19 protein-coding genes and 1 pseudogene are annotated in these 19421 nt (G+C 75.6%); 9 read left to right on the top strand and 11 right to left on the bottom strand.

Annotation, left to right across the window (positions count from 1 at the left end):
• Positions 1–23: 23 nt before the first annotated feature.
• From EBO35_RS07690 to EBO35_RS07700, 3 genes are all read left to right on the top strand, one after another.
• Positions 24–1367: a class II 3-deoxy-7-phosphoheptulonate synthase gene (locus EBO35_RS07690; protein WP_263457645.1), complete on the top strand. Its 1344-nt coding sequence runs from the start codon at positions 24–26 to the stop codon at positions 1365–1367.
• On the top strand, positions 1364–2356 hold the full coding sequence (locus tag EBO35_RS07695; protein ID WP_122817197.1) for a threonine aldolase family protein: 993 nt from the start codon (positions 1364–1366) through the stop codon (positions 2354–2356). Before EBO35_RS07690 ends, EBO35_RS07695 begins: the two co-directional genes overlap by 4 nt.
• A gap of 341 nt (positions 2357–2697) precedes the next feature.
• Entirely contained in the window at positions 2698–3384 is a 687-nt protein-coding gene (locus EBO35_RS07700; RefSeq protein WP_164477859.1) for a helix-hairpin-helix domain-containing protein, read from the top strand.
• A 51-nt stretch (positions 3385–3435) separates the two neighbouring features.
• Here the strand turns inward: EBO35_RS07700 and EBO35_RS19945 are convergent, their stop codons facing one another.
• The 7 genes and pseudogenes from EBO35_RS19945 to pknB all read right to left on the bottom strand — a co-directional run.
• Positions 3436–4986 (bottom strand): methyl-accepting chemotaxis protein, encoded by a 1551-nt coding sequence (locus EBO35_RS19945; RefSeq protein ID WP_122817199.1) that lies wholly within the window; start codon positions 4984–4986, stop codon positions 3436–3438.
• A 118-nt stretch (positions 4987–5104) separates the two neighbouring features.
• Complete coding sequence (locus EBO35_RS07710; RefSeq protein ID WP_164477860.1) at positions 5105–5905, bottom strand: NADase-type glycan-binding domain-containing protein; 801 nt, start codon at positions 5903–5905, stop codon at positions 5105–5107.
• 385 nt (positions 5906–6290) lie between these two features.
• The gene (aroF, locus tag EBO35_RS07715; RefSeq protein ID WP_122817201.1) at positions 6291–7337 is read right to left on the bottom strand and encodes a 3-deoxy-7-phosphoheptulonate synthase; all 1047 of its coding nucleotides are present in this window, start codon (positions 7335–7337) and stop codon (positions 6291–6293) included.
• Between the two features lie 132 nt (positions 7338–7469).
• Complete coding sequence (locus tag EBO35_RS07720; protein ID WP_122817202.1) at positions 7470–9158, bottom strand: alpha/beta-hydrolase family protein; 1689 nt, start codon at positions 9156–9158, stop codon at positions 7470–7472.
• A gap of 63 nt (positions 9159–9221) precedes the next feature.
• Positions 9222–10136, bottom strand: a complete 915-nt coding sequence (locus EBO35_RS07725) for a deoxyribonuclease IV (RefSeq protein WP_122817203.1) — start codon at positions 10134–10136, stop codon at positions 9222–9224.
• Positions 10137–10155: 19 nt separating this feature from the next.
• Positions 10156–10365, bottom strand: a complete 210-nt coding sequence (locus EBO35_RS20415) for a PASTA domain-containing protein (protein WP_455429450.1) — start codon at positions 10363–10365, stop codon at positions 10156–10158.
• Positions 10366–10368: 3 nt separating this feature from the next.
• Positions 10369–12165, bottom strand: a pseudogene (pknB, locus tag EBO35_RS07730) (Stk1 family PASTA domain-containing Ser/Thr kinase); the annotation flags it as partial.
• Positions 12166–12381: 216 nt separating this feature from the next.
• Between pknB and EBO35_RS07735 the strand changes: the two are divergent.
• The gene (locus EBO35_RS07735) at positions 12382–12753 is read left to right on the top strand and encodes an Rv2175c family DNA-binding protein (protein ID WP_122817205.1); all 372 of its coding nucleotides are present in this window, start codon (positions 12382–12384) and stop codon (positions 12751–12753) included.
• A 112-nt stretch (positions 12754–12865) separates the two neighbouring features.
• Complete coding sequence (locus EBO35_RS07740; protein ID WP_122817206.1) at positions 12866–13087, top strand: hypothetical protein; 222 nt, start codon at positions 12866–12868, stop codon at positions 13085–13087.
• A 65-nt stretch (positions 13088–13152) separates the two neighbouring features.
• On the opposite strand, the gene EBO35_RS07745 is transcribed toward EBO35_RS07740, so the two are convergent.
• Entirely contained in the window at positions 13153–14244 is a 1092-nt protein-coding gene (locus EBO35_RS07745; protein WP_241153912.1) for a polyprenyl synthetase family protein, read from the bottom strand.
• A gap of 62 nt (positions 14245–14306) precedes the next feature.
• Here EBO35_RS07745 and metF point away from each other — a divergent pair, with 62 nt between their 5' ends.
• Positions 14307–15197, top strand: a complete 891-nt coding sequence (gene metF, locus EBO35_RS07750; protein WP_122817208.1) for a methylenetetrahydrofolate reductase [NAD(P)H] — start codon at positions 14307–14309, stop codon at positions 15195–15197.
• A 14-nt stretch (positions 15198–15211) separates the two neighbouring features.
• On the opposite strand, the gene EBO35_RS07755 is transcribed toward metF, so the two are convergent.
• Genes EBO35_RS07755 through EBO35_RS07765 form a run of 3 tightly spaced genes read right to left on the bottom strand, consistent with a single transcriptional unit; the run spans position 15212 to position 17361 of the window.
• Positions 15212–16525 (bottom strand): phytoene desaturase family protein, encoded by a 1314-nt coding sequence (locus tag EBO35_RS07755; RefSeq protein ID WP_122817209.1) that lies wholly within the window; start codon positions 16523–16525, stop codon positions 15212–15214.
• Positions 16526–16891 carry an ArsC/Spx/MgsR family protein gene (locus EBO35_RS07760; RefSeq protein ID WP_241153913.1) on the bottom strand — a complete coding sequence of 122 codons (366 nt, stop codon included), beginning with the start codon at positions 16889–16891 and terminating at the stop codon, positions 16526–16528.
• Positions 16888–17361 (bottom strand): YbaK/EbsC family protein, encoded by a 474-nt coding sequence (locus tag EBO35_RS07765; RefSeq protein WP_122817211.1) that lies wholly within the window; start codon positions 17359–17361, stop codon positions 16888–16890. Before EBO35_RS07765 ends, EBO35_RS07760 begins: the two co-directional genes overlap by 4 nt.
• Before the next feature lie 57 nt (positions 17362–17418).
• Between EBO35_RS07765 and EBO35_RS07770 the strand changes: the two genes are divergently transcribed.
• The 3 genes from EBO35_RS07770 (at position 17419) to EBO35_RS07780 (ending at position 19315) form a co-directional block, all read left to right on the top strand.
• Positions 17419–17928: a hypothetical protein gene (locus tag EBO35_RS07770; protein WP_122817212.1), complete on the top strand. Its 510-nt coding sequence runs from the start codon at positions 17419–17421 to the stop codon at positions 17926–17928.
• Between the two features lie 175 nt (positions 17929–18103).
• Positions 18104–18559, top strand: coding sequence for an SAV_6107 family HEPN domain-containing protein (locus EBO35_RS07775; protein WP_122817213.1), 456 nt, complete (start codon positions 18104–18106; stop codon positions 18557–18559).
• A gap of 45 nt (positions 18560–18604) precedes the next feature.
• Entirely contained in the window at positions 18605–19315 is a 711-nt protein-coding gene (locus EBO35_RS07780) for a methyltransferase domain-containing protein (RefSeq protein ID WP_122817214.1), read from the top strand.
• Positions 19316–19421: the final 106 nt, after the last annotated feature.

A 19421-nucleotide genomic window follows, 5' to 3' on the forward strand; every position in this document is an offset into this window, starting at 1 on the left:
CCGCACCCGCGTACCCTGGAACGGTGAGCACCGACGTCCCCTCCCTCTCCGCCCTGCACGCGATGGGTGCCGCGCAGCAGCCGAGCTACCCCGACCGGGCGGCGGTCGACGCGGCCGTGTCCCGCCTGCGCACCATGCCCCCGCTGGTCTTCGCCGGCGAGTGCGACGAGCTGACCGCCAAGCTCGCGGCCGTCAGCCGCGGCGAGGCGTTCCTGCTCCAGGGCGGCGACTGCGCCGAGACGTTCGCCGGCGTCACCGCCGACAACGTCCGCAACAAGCTGCGGGTGCTGCTGCAGATGGCGGTCGTGCTCACGTACGCCGCGTCGGTGCCGGTGGTCAAGGTCGGCCGCCTCGCCGGCCAGTACGCCAAGCCCCGCTCCAGCGACTCCGAGACCCGCGACGGGGTGACCTTCCCGGCGTACCGCGGCGACGCGGTCAACGGCTTCGAGTTCACCGAGGCCGCGCGCACCCCCGACCCGCAGCGGCTGGTCGAGGTCTACCACTCCTCGGCCTCCACGCTGAACCTGGTGCGGGCGTTCACCACCGGCGGCTACGCCGACCTGCGCCAGGTGCACACCTGGAACACCGACTTCGTACGCAGCTCCCCGTTCGGCCAGCAGTACGAGGCGATCGCGAACGAGATCGAGCGGGCGCTGACCTTCATGCAGGCGATCGGCGCCGACCCCGACGAGTTCCACCGCGTCGACTTCTACTCCAGCCACGAGGCGCTGGTGCTGGAGTACGAGCACGCGATGACCCGCATCGACTCCCGCACGGCCGAGCCGTACGACGTCTCCGGCCACTTCGTGTGGATCGGCGAGCGCACCCGCCAGCTCGACGGCGCCCACGTGGAGCTGCTGCGCCACATCCGCAACCCGATCGGCGTCAAGCTCGGGCCGTCCACGTCCCCCGACGACGCGCTCGCGCTGGCCGCCCGGCTGAACCCGGACAACATCCCGGGCCGGCTGACCTTCGTGACCCGCTTCGGCGCCCAGAAGATCCGCGACGGGCTGCCGCAGCTGGTCGAGAAGGTCACCGCCGAGGGCGTCAACGTCGCCTGGGTCTGCGACCCGATGCACGGCAACACCTTCGAGGCCAGCTCGGGCTACAAGACCCGCCGGTTCGGCGACGTCATCGAGGAGGTCCAGGGCTTCTTCGACGTGCACCGCTCGCTCGGCACCTGGCCCGGCGGCCTGCACGTCGAGCTCACCGGTGACGACGTCACCGAGTGCGTCGGCGGCGGCGAGGACCTCGCCGAGATCGACCTCGGCAACCGCTACGAGTCGGTCTGCGACCCGCGCCTGAACCGGGTCCAGTCCCTCGAGCTGGCGTTCCTGGTCGCGGAGATGCTGCGCAAGGTCGCATGATCGACCTCCGCTCGGACACCGTCACCCGCCCGACCGAGGCGATGCGCGCCGCGATGGTGCGCGCCGACGTCGGCGACGACGTGTACGGCGAGGACCCCACGGTCCGCGCGCTGGAGGAGCGGGTCGCTGACCTCTTCGGTCACGAGGCGGCGCTGTTCACGCCGACCGGGTCGATGGCCAACGTGCTGGCCGTCGCCGCGGTGGTCGAGCCCGGCCAGGAGGTGCTCTGCGAGTCGAGGGCGCACATCGCGCGCGCCGAGCTCGGCGCGCACGCCGCGGTGAGCGGCCTGACGATGCGCACCTGGATCTCCGAGCGCGGTCAGGTCGACATGGCGATGATCCGTCGCCTGTTCGCGCCCGACCTGGGCCCGTTCTTCGTGCCGACCGCGGCGATCTCGGTGGAGAACAGCCACAACTTCGCCGGCGGCGCGGTGCTGCCGCTGGCGGACCTGCTGGACCTGCGCGAGTTCGCGACCGAGGTCGGGACGGCGGTCCACATCGACGGGGCCCGGATCTGGAACGCGCACATCGCCACCGGCACCCCGCTGCGCGAGTACGGTGCGATCGCGGACGTGCTCGCGGTCTGCCTGTCCAAGGGCCTCGGCGCCCCGGTCGGGTCGCTGGTCGTGGGCTCCGCCGACGCCATCGCCTCGTCCCGGGTGCGCCGCAAGCGGCTCGGCGGCGGGATGCGCCAGACCGGCATCCTCGCCGCGGCCGGGCTGTACGCGCTCGACCACCACCTCGAGCGGCTGGCCGAGGACCACGAGCACGCCCGGCTGCTCGCCGAGGCGTGCGGCGCCGACCCCGCCACGGTCGAGACCAACATCGTCGTCGTGGACCGGCCGGACGCGGCGCAGGTCGTCGAGAAGGCTCGCGCCGAGGGGGTCCTGGTCTCCACCGTCGGGGCCACCGCACTGCGGCTGGTGACCCACCTCGACGTGTCCCGGGTCGACGTGGAGCGGGCCGCGGCCGTGCTCGCCCGCTGCTGACCAGGTCCACGAGTGGGCTGACCTGCGGTGGGTGTTCGGCACCCGGTACACCCCGGTGACACGCACGGTGGTTCGTGCGATCCTCGCCTCGTGCCCAGCGTTCCTCCCCGCCCGCGCCGGCTGACCGTCGCCCACGGTCGTTTCGACGGAGCCTGCGCCAGCGTGAGCCGGCGATGAGCATGCGGTTCAACCCGCCGCCGAACTGGCCGGTCCCGCCCGCGGGGTGGACGCCGCCGCCGGGCTGGCGGCCCGATCCGTCGTGGGGTCCCGCGCCGCCCGGGTGGCAGCTGTGGGTCACGGGCCCGACCGCGTTCGCCGCTCCGGCATATCCGGCACCTCCCTTGACTGCGGGGACGGCGGGGACCCCGTGGACGGCGACCCAGCAGTCCCGCAGCCGCGGCACGGCGATGGTCGCGGTGGCGGCCGGGTCCTGCGGGCTGGCGGGGTTCGTGCCGCCGCTCTGGGCGGCCCGGCAGCGCCCGCACGACGCCGCGTTCCGCCGGCGGATGTACGCCGTGGCAGGCGGTCTGCTCGCGCTGACGGTCACGGCGATGACAGTGGCCTCGATCGCCGAGGAGGACGCCACGGGCGTCGGAGTCGGGCTGTCCGGTGACCTCAGCGGGATGCTGATGTTCCTGAACCTGGTCCTCGCGATCACGGTCGCGGTGCTGGTGCGCAAGGCCGACGTCGGCGCGGAGCTGCCCGGGGTCGCCGAGGAGCTGGCGAGGCGCCGGCTGCGCGAGCAGTACCGGCAGCTCGCCACCGGCGACCCGGCGCTCGGGCGCAGCATGCGGATCGGCCGGCCGGACCTGCCCCGCCACCTGGACGACGGGGGCCTGGTGGACCTGAACGCGATCCCGGAGGACCGGCTCGGGCCGCTCGCCGGGCTCTCGGCCGAGGAGGCGGGCCGCGTCGCCGACGCCCGACGGCAGCTGGGCCGGTTCACGAGCCTCGAGGAGGTCGCCGTCTACGCCGACCTGCCCGAGACCACCATGACGTCGCTGCGCGAGCGGGCGATCGTCTTCTGACGGCCCGGCTCGGCCTGACGGCCCGGCTCGGCCTGACGGTGGAGGGTCGCCTCAGCGCGCGGCGACCCGGTCGCGCAGCTCCCGGGCGAGCCGCTCGGCCTCCGCGGGCGTGGCGACCTCGACCATCGAGAAGCCGAGCGAGCCGTCCTGCTCCTGCCAGCCCTTGTTCGCCAGGTCGGCGACCGCGCTGCGCGGGACGACCGTGACGAAGCCGCGCAGGCTGGTGCGCCCCAGCTGCGGCACGAACTCCTGCCCGATCCACTGGTTGATCTCGGTGGAGTAGGCGCCGACCGCCTCGCTGGAGTCGACGATGACAGTGCTCAGGCCGTGGGTGCGGATCAGCTCCAGCTGCTTGCCGAGCGCCGGCTTGACCGCGTCGTCGGCGTGCCGCAGCCAGCGCACGACCACCGCGTCCAGGGCCGGGACGTGGGAGACGGTGACCGCCCCCTCCACCTCGAGCGCGACGCCGCCCTCCGGGCCGGTCTCGTGCACGACGACCTCCCGGCGCGGCACCTCGAAGCGGCCGGCGATCGAGCCGAGGTCGCCGGCCAGGCCGGCCAGCTCGCGAGCCGCGTGCCGGGTCCGGGTCAGCTCCTCCAGAGCCAGGGCGGTCGCGGAGGCGACCGCGCTGACCGTCTCGGCGATCGCCCGGCTGCCGTCGGCGGCCTCGTCGAGGCTCCGGCTCATCTCGGCGGTGGTGGCGCTCTGCTCCTCGACCGCGCTGGCGATGGTGCCCTGGTAGACCGAGAAGCGCTCGATGACGCCGCGGGTGCGCTCGATGGAGGAGATCGCCTCCCGGGTGCCCCGCTGCAGGGTCTGGACCCGCGAGGTGATGTCCTCGGTGGCGCGCGCGGTCTCCTGGGCCAGGGTCTTCACCTCGCCCGCGACGACCGCGAACCCTCGGCCGGCCTCGCCGGCCCGGGACGCCTCGATGGTGGCGTTCAGCGCCAGCAGGTTCGTCTGCTCGGCGATGGCGGTGATCAGGCGGACGACGTTGCCGATCTCCTCGCTGGCGGTCCCCAGCTCGGCCATCACCCCGGTCGTCTCCCCGGCCATGGTCACCGCCTGCCCGGCGACGTCGACCGCCTCGGTGACCGTCCGGGCGATCTCGGAGACCGAGTCGCGCAGCTCCGCTGCGCCGGTCGAGACGACAGTGACGCCGTGGGAGACAGTGCCCGCCGCGGCGCTCACCGCCGCCGCGCGCTCCGAGGTCTCCGCGAAGGCGGTGGTCATCGACTCCGCCGCGGCGGCCACGGCGTCCGCGGTGCCGTGCAGCGCCGCCGAGGAGTCGACGACGTCGCGCATCGCCGTGCGGGTGCGCGCGCCCGCGTCGGCGACGGCACGCAGGAGCGGGTCGGCGGCGGCCTCCGGGGCCGCCGACAGGTCGCCGCGAGCCAGCCGGCGGGCGTGCTCGGCCGCCGCTGCCAGAGGACCGGCGACGGCGGTCCGCACCGCCACGGCGGCCAGCACCGTCAGCAGCGCGGCGAGCAGCAGCGCGAGCCGGGGGCCGGTGGCGTCCAGGCCCAGCGCCGCGACGAGCAGCTGGAGCAGCGCGGCCGTCCCGAGCAGCGGAGTCAGGCGCGCGGGCGACAGCAGGTGCATGGGGGTGGTCCGTCCCGTTCCTCGGCGAGCCCGCTGACGGCGCGGGCTGCCACAGGATCGGCAGCGGCGCGGACGACCTGAGCGCAAACGGCCGCCCTGCGGTGCCGGCCCCGGGCGGTCAGGGGAGTGGTACGCCGACCAGCGTGACGTCGCTGAGCGCTGTGAAGTCGCGCCGCGCCCGGCCCTGGCCCGGGGCGCTGACCTCGACCAGGCGCAGCGTGACAGTGGTCGTGGTCACCGGGTCGACCTCGGTGGCCTGCATCGTGCGGATCTCCTCGAGCTCCTGGGGGACCACGGTCCCGTCGTCGAAGACCCACTCGACCGCGCCGACCCGCCGGTTGCCGGCGTACCAGTCGAGGGCGCGGGGGCCGGAGCCGACGGTCTTGGCGTAGCCGTTGATCAGGCCCACGGTGCTGATCTCGGTGGGCCCGTCGAGGGTGAAGACGATCTCGGTGCCGCTGCCGTCGCCGGGCATCCGCCAGCAGGTGGTCTCGACCCCGTCGAGCAGGTTGCCGGCCTCGTAGCGGGTCACGTTGCCCTCGGTGTCGGTGCTCGCCGGCGCGGTCACCGGCGCACTGACCGCCGCGAGCCGGGCCAGGTCCGCGGGCTCCTCCGGCTTCGCGGGCTCGGCGGCCGGCGTGGTCGGGGAGACCGGCGCCGAGGCGGGCGGCTCCGGCTGCGGGGTCGGGGCCGTGGTGGCCGCGGCCTCCTCGGTCGGCTCCTCGCCGCCGGAGAGCAGCAGCGCGCCGCCCAGGCCCGCGACCAGCAGCAGCACCAGCGGCACCGCCAGCCAGGGCAGCCAGCTCCGGGACCGGTGGGCCGGCTCGCTCGGAGCGGGAGCGCCGGTGCTCCCGGTCAGGTGCGGCGCGTCGTCGGCGAAGAGCGGGTAGCGGGCCGCCGACGGGGGCGGAGGCAGCACGGGCGGCGGCGGAAGCGACGGCGAGGCCGTCGGTGGGCCAGCCGGGGGGCCGGTGGGTGGGGCGGTCGGTGGGGCCGGCGGCCGGCCGGCGGGGATCGGCGGCAGCGCGCGCACGACGGTGTCGGTGCGCGGGTCCGGCGGCTCGAGCGGGGGAGCCGACGGCGGGGCGGCCGGCGCCTGGCCGGGGTCGCCGAGGGGCCCGCCGGCGACCGGGCGCCCACACTGGGCGCAGTACCGGCCGGCGCCGAGCTCGGACCCGCACCCCTGGCAGTTCCTGTCGCCGTGTCCCGCCGCGTGCTGCATGCTGCTCCCTCGTTGCTCTGCGACGCACAGGGTAGGCGATGCCCACCCCGGCGGCGACGACCGGCGCCGCCGCGGAGCCCGGTCAGCGCCGCGCGAGCTGGCCGGCGTCCACGCGTCCGAGCACGGGCGGCAGCCGGCGCACCGCCTGGGCGAGCTCACGCAGGTCGCTGCCCAGCAGCGCCTGCGGCCCGTCGCACAGGGCGGTCTCGGGGTCCGGGTGCACGTCGACGATGATGCCGTCGGCGCCGACAGCGATCGCCGCCCGCGACAGCGGCACGACCAGGTCCTTGCGGCCCGCGGCGTGGGAGGGGTCCACGATCACCGGGAGGTGGCTGGCGGCCTGGACGACCGGGACTGCCGAGATGTCCAGGGTGTTGCGGGTCGCCGGCTCGAAGGTGCGGATGCCGCGCTCGCACAGCACGATCTCGAGGTTGCCGCGCTGGGCGACGTACTCCGCCGCCATCAGCCACTCCTCGATCGTCGCGGTCATGCCGCGCTTGAGGAGGACCGGCTTGCCGGCGTCGCCGACCGCCTGCAGCAGCCCGAAGTTGGCCATGTTGCGGGTGCCGATCTGGAGCATGTCCGCGTGCTCGGCGACGACGGGCACGTCGCGGGCGTCGACGACCTCGGTCACGACGGGGAGCCCGGTCGCGGCGCGCACCTGGCCGAGGATCTCCAGCCCGCGCACGCCCAGGCCCTGGAAGGCGTACGGCGAGGTCCGCGGCTTGAACGCGCCGCCGCGCAGGATCGTGGCGCCGGCCGACTTGGCCATCTGCGCCGCCGCGAGGGTCTGCTCCGCGGTCTCGACCGCGCACGGGCCGGCCAGGAGCGTGAACGTGTCCGGGCCGATCGGGACCCGGGCGCCCTCGCGTCCCACCCAGACCGTCGAGCGGTCCGGGTGGTGCTGGCGGCTGACCAGCTTGTAGGGGTCGGAGATCCGGTGCACGTCGGCGACGCCGCGCAGCGTGCGCAGGTTGAGGTGGTGGAAGGAGTCGATGTCCCCGACCAGGCCGATGATCGTGCGCACCACGCCCTTGCTGACGAAGGCGGACCCGCCGACGCCCTCGACCCGGCTGACGACGTTCGCGACGTCCTCGTCGCTGGCGTCCGGTGACATCACGACGACCATGGCGCTTCCTCCTGTTCCCGTCCGCCCCGGACGGACGACACGCCCCGAGCCGCGGCCGGGGGCGTGCGTTCCGGACGCTAGTCCAGGGGTCCCGGCGCCCGCGAGTGGTTTCGGATCGTGGACCGGCCGGCGTCAGCGCGACACGTCGGCCAGCCGGGAGCGCAGCGCCTCGACCCGGGCGTCGTCCCAGCCGGCCGGGTGCAGGATCGCCCGCCACGCCGCCAGCGGCTGGGTCCCGTAGCGGTGCCCGTGGTCCTCGTCGAAGTCGTTGCTGACGGCCATGTCGACGGCGAGGTTGAGGAACGTCGTCAGCGGGGTCCAGGTCAGGTCCGGGTTGACCGAGGAGTCCAGCGGCTCCTCGAGCCAGTCCGGCCTCTCCAGGGCCGTCTCCCAGTCCCACCACACGATCGGGTCGTCGCCCTGCTGGAGGAAGACCGACCGCGGCGCCGTCCCGTCGAGGTCGGAGGCCCGGTTGGCGAAGACCACGTCCCCGCCGTCCCCGACCACCGGGCGCACCTGCGGCGACCCCGGCCGGCGGGACCGCTCGGCCTCGCGGCGCAGGTGCATCGTCTCCGGCGGCCCGACCCACACCGACCCGTCGGTGCTGGCGAGCAGGTCGGGCAGGGACGTGAACGCCGCGGCGCCGCCGGTGGACCCGAGGCTCTCGCCGGCGACGAGCAGGGCCGGGCGACGCGCCGCCGGGATCTCGTCGAGGCGCTCGCGGACGGCCCGGACCAGCGCCCGCCCGGTGTCGCCGGCCGCCTCCTGCTCGGCGAGGTAGGCCAGCGGGCTGGGCAGGTGGGAGTACTGGACGGCGACCGTGGCGGCGTCCCCGGAGTGCAGGTACTCCACCGGCTGCACGATCTGCTCGTTGACCCAGCCGGTGCCGGTCGGGACCACCACGAGCACCGCCGCACGCTCGAAGGCCCCGTAGCGCTCCAGCTCGGCCATCGCCAGGCGGACCCGGGTGCCGAGGTCGTCGGCGGCGGCCCGGCCGACGAAGACGCGGACCGGCTCCAAGGACGCCGCGGGCGCGAGCTCGGCGATCTCGTCGGCCGACGGCCCCCGGGTCAGGAAGCGCCGCCCCTGGTCGCCGACCTCGTCCCACCGCACCGCCGAGCGCGGGCCCCCCGAGCGGAGCGGGGAGGTGGGTGGTGCCGGACCGTTCCCGACGTCGAGGTCACCGGCCTCGAAGGTGGCGTTGAAGCCGCCCAGGCTGCGCTGGAGCACGTAGTTGTTCAGGGAGGCCAGCACCACCCAGGTCACGAGGACCAGCGCGAGGGTGCCGGCGACCCAGGCCGGCAGCCAGCGCCGGCCCAGCCGGGCCAGTCGCGCCCGGACCAGCCGCAGGGCCCAGCCGGCCAGGAACAGCACCGTCGCGACCAGCGCGGTGACGGCGAGGGTGCCGCCGTAGAGCAGCCACCAGGACTCCGGCTCGTAGCCGAGGCGCTCCCAGGTCCACCGGTGCGCGTCGACGGCCCGGACCGCCGCCCAGCAGGCGAGGCCGACCAGCACCAGCGCCAGCGCGGCCCGGACCCGCAGGTCGGTGCGCTCCTCGAACGGGGCCCAGCCCCACCCCCTGCGCCGGCGCGCCAGGTGGCCGGCCCGGGTCAGCAGCGTGCCGACGGCGTAGCCCACGACCAGCGCGACGCCGCCGACGACGCCCTCGAAGACCCAGTCGCGGGCCAGCAGCGAGGGCGACCAGGACTGCACGAGCAGGTAGGCCCCGAGCACGGCTCCCAGCAGCGTCGGCGCCCGGGCGGCCCGCACCCACCGGGCCGCCGGTCCCGGCAGCGGCGTCGCGGCGGCACTGCTCGACATCGAGACCTCGCTCCCGGGCTGCTCCGGTCGTCCCTGGGTCTCGGACCCTAGTGCCCGGGGGGCTCAGGCGTCGCGCAACTTCTTGAGCAGTGCGAGGTCGGGGTTGCCGGGGTCGCGGGAGCCGGGCGTCTCCAGCACGAACGGCACGCCCGCCGTCGCCGGGTGCGCGAACAGCTCGGCGAAGGCCTCGGTGCCGATGTGGCCCTGCCCGATCTGCTGGTGCCGGTCCTTGAAGGCGCCGCGCACGTCCATCGAGTCGTTGGCGTGGATCAGCCGCAGCCGTCCGGGCCCGCCGATCTCGACGATCCGGTCGACGGTCGCGCTCGCGCCACCGGGCTCGTCGAGCGGCGCGCCGGCGGCGAAGACGTGGCAGGTGTCCAGGCAGATCCCGGCGCGCGGGTGGAAGTCCAGGGCCCCGAGGTAGGCGGTGAGGTCCTCCACGCCGGCGCACAGCGAGCGGCCCTGGCCGGCGGTGGGCTCGAGGAGCAGCCACGGGGCCCCGTCGGCTCCGTCGGCTCCGTCGGCTCCGTCGCCCTCGAGGGTCTCGAGCACCGGCAGCAGGCCCTCGCGCACCTGCCGCATCGCCGCGGCGTACCGCGCCTCGCTCTCGCCGGGGGTGCTGTCGACGAACGAGCCGGTGTGCACGACCACGCCCTCCGCGCCGATCGCGACCGCGCGCTGGAGGTTGTGGGCGACCACGGCCACCGACCTCTCGTAGGTGGCGGGCGTCGGCGAGCCCAGGTTCACCAGGTACGGCGCGTGGATGAAGGTCCGGATCCCGCGTTCGGCGGTGGCCTCGCGGAAGGCGGCGTCCTCGGCGGGCTTCCCGGGCGAGAGCGCCCAGCCGCGCGGGTTGCCGACGAAGACCTGGAGGGTCTCGCAGCCGAGCGACTCCGCGGAGGCGAGGGCGCCGGCCACCAGTCCCTTGCCGACCTGGACGTGGGTTCCGATCGGGTTGCGCAGGGCGGTCTCGAGCACGAGCGAGGAGGCTACCGGCTCAGACCAGGTAGATCGTGATCGTGCTGCCCTTGGGGACCTCGGTGCCCGAGCCGGGGTCGACCCGCAGGACGTAGCGCAGCCCGATGTAGGTCGGCGACTTCTTGATCTCGACCTCGAACCCGGCGCCCTCCAGCGCGGCCACGGCGTCGTCGACACCGGAGGCGACCAGGCCGCCGGGCACCGCGACCAGCTCGGGGCCCTGGGACACGACGAAGGAGACCGGGTCGCCGCGGAACAGGGTGCCGCCGCGGGGCTGCTGGCTGATCACCCGGCCCTTCGGCACCGTGTCGGAGTGCTCCTCGCCGCTGACGGTGCTCTCCAGGCCGCGCTCGGCGAGGGTCTCGCGGGCGTCGTCGTAGGGACGGCCGACCCAGTCGCCGACCTTGATCGGCCGGCGGCCCTTGCTGACGACCAGGTCCACGCTGGCGCCGGGGGAGAGCACGGTGCCGGGCTTCGGGGTGCTGCGGATCACGACGCCCTCCGGGACGGTCTCCGACCAGCGGGAGACCACGGTGCCGGCCGCGAGCTTCCGCTCCGCGAGCAGCTGCTCGGCCTCGGCCTGCGGGCTCCCGGCCAGCTTCGGCAGCTCGTAGCGCTCCTTGCCGAGCGAGACCGTCAGCGTGACGGTGCCGCCGTCGAGGACCCGGGAGCCGGCCCCCGGGTCCGCGGCGATGACCAGGCCCGGCTCGACGGTCTCCGAGTACGCCGGGTCGCCGAGCTCGACCTCGAGGCCGGCGTCCTCCAGCTTGGTCGTCGCGGCGGCCTGCTCGAGGCTGACCACCGCCGGGACGTCGGTGTAGCGCGCCCAGCCGAACCACCAGGCGCCGGCGCCCAGGCCGCCGGCGAGCAGCAGCGCCGCGAGCAGCACTGCCAGGCCTCGGCGTCGGCGCCGGGGCGCCCGCGATGCGCCCGGGGCCGGGTCCCCGAGCTCGTGGATCGAGGTGGGCTCGGGGCGGCCCCGCGGAGCGACCGGCAGCCGGGACGTCGGTGGCGAGTCCGGGGCACGGCCGCCGGGATCGGGCCGCAGGTCGGGGTCCAGCAGCTGGTACGGCGCGGTCGGCTCGATCAGCTGGCCGCTGTCGGCACCGATGTCGTGGACCACCGCCCGCGGCTGGAGGTCTGCTGTCAGGTCGGGGTCCTCGGTGACGCCGTCGGCGAGGGCGTGGCCCACCCGGTGCACGTGGTGCAGCAGCACGCCGGCGTCGGCCGGCCGCTGGCCGCGGTCGCGTGCGGTCGCGCGGGCGACGAGCGCGTCGACGTACCCGGGCAGCCCGGGGACCGCGGTCGACGGCGGCGGGATGTCGTGGTGGACGTGCTTGTAGGCCACCTGGATCGGGGTCTCGCCCTCGTGCGGCTTACGGCCGGTGAGCAGCTCGTAGAGCAGGACGCCGGCGGCGTAGACGTCGGCGCGGGCGTCGGCCCGGCCGTCGACGACCAGCTCGGGGGCCAGGTAGGAGACGGTCCCGATGAGCACGCCGGCGGTGGTGTGCTGGGTCTCGGTGCTGACGGCCTTCGCGAGTCCGAAGTCGGCGACCTTGACCCGGCCGTCGTCGGCGATCAGCACGTTCTCGGGCTTCACGTCGCGGTGCACCAGTCCGGCCCGGTGCGCGGCGGCGAGCGCGGACAGCACCGGCTCCAGCAGCGCCAGCGCCCGCGCCGGCGGCATCGGGCTCTCCTTGGCGATCGTGTCGCGCAGGGTGTGGCCCGGGACCAGCTCCATGGCGAGGAAGACGACCCCCTCGTCCTGGCCCTGGTCGTGCACCGCCACGACGTTCGGGTGCGAGAGCCGGGCCGCGGCCCGGGCCTCGCGCACGAACCGGGCCGCGAACTCGTCGTCGTCGCCGAGGCCCGGGTGCATCACCTTCACCGCGACCGTGCGGTCCAGGCGGATGTCGGTGGCCTCGTAGACGCTGGCCATGCCGCCGCGGGCGATGCGGGACCCGACGCGGTAGCGGCCGTCGAGCAGCCGCCCGGTCAGCGCGTCCGCGCTCCGGGCGCGCGCAGGCACGCCCGAGCCCGACTGGGCATGGCGATCGGTGTGCACGTCGACCCTCCTGCGACCGGACGGGGAAGGATCCGGTCGGCCCAATCGTACGGATCCGCGCCCTCGGGGCGCGTGCTCGGCGGCGTCCGGCGTGGCGTGCCGGCCGGGCGGGCGCCCCGGCGGGGCCGCCGCGAGCCCGCCGGGTTTCGGCCAGCGGTCGGCGGATGGGACGATGGACCCATGACCGACCGACTCGCCGACGCCGATCTCGCGGCCCTCGTCCCCGACTGGATCGACTGGGCCGAGGCGGCCCGCCAGCTCGGCGTGAGCGTGGGCAAGGTGCGCACGATGATCCGCGACCACCAGCTCGCCGCCGCGGTCCCTACCCCCGGCGCCGGGCAGCAGATCCCGGCCGACCTGATCCAGGACGGCCTGCCGGTCAAGGGCCTGCCGGGCCTGCTCACGATGCTGCACGACGGCCGCTACGACGACCGCGAGTGCATCGCGTGGCTCTACACCGAGCAGCCCGACCTGCCGGGCCGGCCCATCGACGCGCTGCGCGAGAACCGCGGGTCCGAGGCCAAGCGCCGCGCCCAGGCGATGGCGCTCTGACCCTCCGCGACACTGCGCGGACGCTCGTCTGGCTCATCCTCGGGCCGCGCCACGTGCCCGAGGAGTGGCGCGGGTTCGTCACCTGGGCCCGAACGCGCGCATACTGCTGGAGATGACGACACGACCCGGAGCCCGGCCGCGACACCTGGCGAGCAGCCCCTTCCAGCCCAAGCCGGAGCCGACGATCGTGCAGTACGCGGTCGACGACCTGGTCTCGCACGACTCCTACGGCGTGGGGCGGGTCGTGGGGGTGGAGAGCGCAGCCGTGTCGGTCGACTTCCGCGACAAGACCGTGCGCATCACCAGCCCGTTCGCCAAGATGACCCTGCTCTGACCGGTTCCTGACCGGGCCTTGACCCGGTCGATCGGCGGTCGGCCCCCTCGGGGGAGCCGGCCGGGCTAGACCACGCGCTGGGTGGCGGCGGCCGCGAGCTCCTCGAGCACGACGCTCGCGTGCGGGTCGAACCCGCCCCGGTGCAGCGCCGCGACGGCGCGCTCGCCGAGCTGGCCGATGACGTCCTCGACCTGCCCGGCCGCTCCGGACTCCTCGATGACCGCCCGCAGCCGGGTCACCTGGGCCGGCGTCAGCGCGGTGCCGAGCAGCGCGTCCAGGAGCGCCGCCTCCGCGTCCGGCGCGGCGTCGAGCGCCAGCGCGACCAGCACGGTCCGCTTGCCCTCGACCAGGTCGTCGCCGGCGGGCTTGCCGGTGGCCTCGGGGTCGCCGAAGACCCCCAGCAGGTCGTCGCGGAGCTGGAAGCCCTCGCCGAGCGGCAGGCCGTACGCCGAGAGCGCGGCCAGCTGCTCCTCGCCGGCCCCGGCCAGCGCCGCGCCGATGTGCAGCGGGCGCTCGATGGAGTACTTCGCGGACTTGTAGCGCAGCACCGTCATCGCGGTCTCGACGTCCGCGCGCCCGCGCGCCTGCACCGAGACGTCGAGGAACTGCCCGGCGATCACCTCCGAGCGGCACAGGTCCAGCACTGTCAGCGCCGGCGCCACCTGCTCCAGCGGGAGGCCGCAGCGGCGCAGCAGCTCGTCGGACCAGCTCAGCAGCAGGTCGCCCAGCAGGATCGCCGCGGCGGCGCCGTACTGCTCGGGGTCGCCGCGCCACCCGTCGGCGCGGTGCTCGGCCGCGAAGGCGCGGTGCGTCGCCGGCCGGCCGCGGCGGGTGTCGGAGGCGTCCATGTAGTCGTCGTGGACCAGCGCGCTGGCGTGCAGCAGCTCCAGCGCGGCGCAGGCCCGCACCAGGGCCGCCTCCTCCGGGTCCTGGGGATCCACCGGCTCCGGCGCGGGCCGCAGCGCCCGGAAGCCCCAGTAGCAGAACGCCGCGCGCAGGCGCTTGCCGCCGCGGACCGCGGCGCGAGCCTCGCTCAGCAGTCGGCCGGCGTCCGGGCCCAGCGGCGCGAGCCGGACCTCCTGCTCGGCGAGGAAGTCCTCGAGCGCGTGCTCCACGCGATCGCGGAAGCCGGTCGAGTCCCATCCGCTGCCCGTCACGGGCACGAGGCTATCCAGTGGACAGTGCGGACTTGGGATCACCCCGGACCTAGACTCCCGGCATGGCTGAGGACCGGATCCGGAGCATCGCCGATCTCGTGCGCGAGGGCGGGCGGTCGTTCTCCTTCGAGTTCTTCCCCCCGAAGGACGAGGCGGGGGAGGAGCAGCTGTGGCGCGCGATCAGCGCGCTGGAGCCGTACCGGCCCACGTTCGTCTCGGTGACGTACGGCGCCGGCGGGTCCAGCCGCGACACGACGGTGCGGGTCACCTCCCGGATCGCCCGCGAGACCACGATGACCGCGATGGCGCACCTGACCTGCGTGGGCCACACCCGTGCGGAGCTCGAGGGCATCCTGGACAGCTACGCCGAGGCCGGCATCCACAACGTGATGGCGCTGCGCGGCGACCCCGCCGACGGCCCGCGGGCGCCCTGGCAGGCGACGCAGGGCGGGCTCACCTACGCCTCGGAGCTGGTCGAGCTGGCCCGCTCCCGGGGCGACTTCACCGTCGGCGTCGCCGCGTTCCCGGAGGGGCACCCGACCGCGGCGTCCCTGGACCACGACGCGGACGTCCTGGTGGCCAAGGCCCGCGCCGGCGCCCAGTTCGCGGTCACCCAGATGTTCTTCCGGGCCGAGGACTACTTCGGGCTCGTCGAGCGGGTCCGTGCCCGCGGCGTCGACATGCCGGTGCTGCCCGGGATCATGCCGATCCTGAACCTCAACGCGATCCAGCGCCAGGGTGAGCTGATCGGCTGCGACGTCCCCGCCGACGTGGTGGCCCGGATCTCCGCCCACGAGGGCGACCCGGTCGCCCTGCGGGCCGAGGGCATCGCGGTCGCCGCGGAGCTGTGCGAGGAGCTGCTCGCCGGCGGCGCACCCGGCCTGCACTTCTACACGCTGAACCGCTCGAAGGCGACACTGGAGATCTTCGCCGCGCTCAACATGACCGTCTGATCCCGGCCGGCCGCTCAGGCGGGCCCCACCTCGGCGGCGACCAGGGCGGCGGAGAGACCGACGAACGGCAGCCCGCTGCCGGGGGTGGCGTGGGCGCCGGCGGCGTACACGCCGGGGACGGGGGTGCGCGGCCCGAGGCGGCGCCGGACGGTGCGCCGGCCCTGCCAGAGCACCCCGAGCGGGGAGCCGCCCCACTCCAGCACCTGCTCGCGGGGCGAGCGGTCCACCCGGGCGACGAGCTGGCGGCGCAGGTCCACCCCGCGTCGGGCCAGCGCGACCAGCAGGTCCTCGGCCAGGTGTCCCCGGCCGTGGACGGTGACCGCGTGGTGCCCGTCCGGTGCGGTGCCGCCGGTGCGGACCACGAGCAGCGGGTCGCCGTGCACGACCACGTCGTACGGCGCGTCGGGCAGCCCGCCGGGCAGCTCGCCCTCGATCCCGACGTGGCACACGACCGGCGGGATCGCCGGCATGGTCCGGGCGACGTACGGCGCGAGGGCGGGCAGCCGCCGGGGATCGACGGCGCAGACGACCACGTCGGCGTCCAGGTCGCCGGCGTCGGTGCGGACGGCGACCGCGCGCCCCGAGCGCACGACGACGTCGCGGGCCTCGGTGCCGGTCAGCACGCTCACCTTCCGGGTGGCGAGCCGGTTCTCGAGGGCCTCGGCGACGCGGTGCATGCCGCCCGCGACCGTCCAGGCGCCGAAGCGCTGCTCGACGTAGGCCTCCATCCCGGCCCAGCCGGGCACGTCGCGCGGCTGGTGGCCGGCGACGACGAACGGGTGCGCGGCGACCATCCGCAGCCGCTCGTCGCGCAGGGTGCGGCGCAGCCGCCGGCGCAGGCTCTCCCGGCCGTCGAGCCGGGCCGCGACCTCGCGGGGCAGGTCGTCGGGACGCCAGGGCACCTCGAGGTAGTGGCGGCGCAGCACCTCCCAGTCCTCGGCGAAGGTGGCGACGTGGTCGACCCACATCCGGCCCAGCCCCGGGGCCAGCTCGTCGAACGCCGCGAGCTGTGCGGCGCGGGATCCGCCCGGCAGCCGCACCGAGGTCCGGTCCTCGAAGCGGTGCTCGCGCACGACGTCGAGGGGCACCAGCTCCAGCTCGCGCTCCAGGGGCCGGCCGGACTTGCGGAACAGGTCGCGCAGCACGGCGGGCAGCAGCGTCGAGGTGGGCCCGGACTCCCAGCGGAAGCCGTCGGCGGCGACGGTGCCGAGCGCCCCGCCGAGACCGGCGGAGCGCTCGACGAGCGTGACCTCGTGGCCCAGCTTGGCCAGCCGGGCGGCGGTCGCGGTGCCGCCGAGGCCGCCGCCGACCACGACGACGCGGGCCACTCAGCGCTCCTCGTGGGCGAGGACTCTGGTGAGAGCCTCGGCGTCGCGGCCGACGACAGTGGTGCCGTCGGTCGCCGTCAGCACCGGCCGCTGCAGCGCCCGGGGGTGCTCGGCCAGCGCGGCCAGCCACGCGTCGCGGGCGGCGGGCTCGCGCGGCAGGTCGATGCCCGCCTCCCGGGTCTCCCGGGGGCGGGCCAGGTCCCAGGGCTCGACGCCGAGCCGCGCGACCAGGTCGGCGATCTCCGCCGCGCTCGGCGGATCCTCGAGGTAGCGGCGCACCGTGTACGACACGCCGGCGTCCTCGAGCGCGGCGACGGCGGCGCGGCACTTCGAGCACTCCGGGTTCAGCCAGATCTCCACGCTCACGCCACCTCGATCTCGCGCGCGCCGGTCAGCGCCTGCAGCTCCTCGAACGTCGTCGAGAACACCGCCGCCGGGTGCCCCGCCGCTGCCCAGACGACCTCGTGGTGCCGCAGCCAGGAGTCCAGGTACGTCGGCACCGGCGCCGGGTGGCCGAGCGGGGAGACCCCGCCGATCACCTGCCCGGTGTGCAGCCGGACGAACTCCGGCGTCGCTCGCCGCAGCGGCGCCAGGCCGAGCCGCCCGGCGACCCCCGCGGTGTCGACCCGGTGGCCGCCCGAGGTCAGGATCAGCACCGGCTCGCCGCCCGACTCGAAGAGCAGGCTGTTGGCGATCGCGCCGACCTCGCAGCCCAGGGCCGCGGCGGCGAGTGCTGCCGTGTGCACGGCATCCGGCAGAATGACGATCTCACCGACACCACCGCGGCCGGCGTGATGCTCACGGAAGCGGGTGATCGCCGGATGCTCGGTGTCCATGGCGACAGACCCTAGCCAGCCCGACGGCGGCGCAGGAACCAGACATCAGGAGGATCCATGACAGGCCCCGAGGTCGTGTCGCGACCGCGCTCGCTGGACCGGATGATGCAGGTGATCTGGGCGTTCCTCGCGGTCGGCGCGGTCGCCACCGTGCTCACCTGGGTCCTCGAGGACGACCTGGTGCGCTCCTGGGCCGAGGGCAACGCGACCGCACGGGAGCGGCTGGCCAGCGGCGGCCTGGACGCCGTGCGCGAGGGGCCGGTGCAGGTGCCGGAGTTCGTGATGGTCGCAGCTGTGCTGTTCCTCGTCATTGCGGGCCTGGTGTGGCTGCTGGCGATCTTCGTGCGTGCCGGCCACGAGTGGGCCCGGATCTCGCTGGCCGTGCTGCTGGTCCTGGTCGCGATCGCGGTGGTCGCGGCCATCCGCACCGGTCCGCCGGCCATCTTCGTGGCGCTCGGCGTGCTGGCCCTGGTGCTCGAGGCCGTGCTGCTGTTCTTCCTCCTGCACCGCGATACCAGCGCCTACCTCCACGCCGCGCCCGCGCCGGAGCCGCAGCCGCACGCCTGACGGGCCCGGACGGGCCCGGACGAGGCGGAGCCCGAGGGTCTTGACTGGTCGGTGGCGGGGTGTAGCCTGACCGGAGTTCGAACAAGCGTTCGAACTGGTCCGGTGGGGGCGACCTCGACCCCCGTCCCCGCCGGGCCTCCCGGGGTCGGTGAACCGCGAAGGAGCAGTCGTGCCCATGTCCGAGACCAGCCTGACACCGCACCCGTACGCCCTGCCGGCGACGACCCATTCCTACCTCGACCGCGCCGCGGAGTCGCTGAGCGAGGCGCGGGCCGCCCGCGACGTGCCGGCCCGCTACGCGTGCGCCCACGTCGCCGCGCTGCGGGCCGCTGCCGCCCTGCTGGCGGCGCGGGCGCGTCCGGCGCCGGTGCGCCGCCGGCCCCAGCGCAACGCCTGGGTGCTGCTGACCGAGGTGGCCCCCGAGCTGGGGGAGTGGGCCCAGTTCTTCGCCGCCGGCGCCGCCAAGCGGGCGGCGGCCGAGGCCGGCTCGACCCACGCCGTCACCGAGCGGGAGGCCGACGACCTGGTGCGCGACGCCGAGCGATTCGTCGCCCTGGTCGAGCAGGTGCTCGGGCTGGCGCCCCACGTCCCGGCGCAGCAGCACGTCCTCCGGTCCGGCCTGGCCGGGTGACGGTCGGGTCCCTCGGGCGGGGCGGGGTCCCCTTAGTGTGGCCCCATGCCCATCAGTGAGCGCCGCGGCGCGGCTGCCCGCACGACTGTCGTCTGGGAGGTCCTGCGGCCGGTCCTGGACCGCGGACCCGGTGACGTGCTCGACCTGGGAGGCGGCACCGGCGTCTCCGCCGTGCGGGTCGCGGAGCTCGGACACCGCGTCACCGTCGTCGACCCGAGCCCCGACGCGCTCGCGTCCCTGGCCCGCCGTGCGCGCGAGGTCGGCGTCGAGGTCGCCGGCCACCAGGGCGACGTCGGCACGCTGAGCGACGTCCCGGGGCCCGACGGCGCCGACGTCGTGCTCTGCCACGGGGTGCTCGAGGTCGTCGACGACCCGGCCGCCGCGCTGGCCACCATCCGCGAGGTGCTCCGCCCGGGCGGGCACCTCAGCCTCCTGGTCGCCCAGCGGCACGCCGCCGTGGTGGCGCGGGCCCTGGCGGGCCACTTCCGCCAGGCCCTCCAGCTCCTCGAGGGCGAGGCCCCGGCGGGCCGCTCCGGGCGCCGGTTCTCCCAGGAGGAGCTCGACGACCTGCTGGCCGACGCCGGCTTCGAGGTCGCCAGCCGCCACGGCGTCCGGGTCTTCGCCGACCTGGTGCCCGGCTCCCTGCTCGACCTCGAGCCCGGCAGCACCGCGGCGCTGGTCGACCTGGAGCACGCCGTCGCCGCACGCTCGGAGTTCCTGCCGCTCGCGACCCAGCTCCACGTGCTCGCCCGCTGAGCCCGAGGATCGCGCCGGGGCCCGGTCGCTGTCGTCGTCAGGGGCGTCGTCAGGGGCGCCGTCAGGGTCGCCCCGCGGGGGCGGGGGTGCTGCTCGCTGAGACCCG

The organism is Nocardioides pantholopis (genome assembly GCF_003710085.1).
GTDB lineage: Bacteria > Actinomycetota > Actinomycetes > Propionibacteriales > Nocardioidaceae > Nocardioides > Nocardioides pantholopis.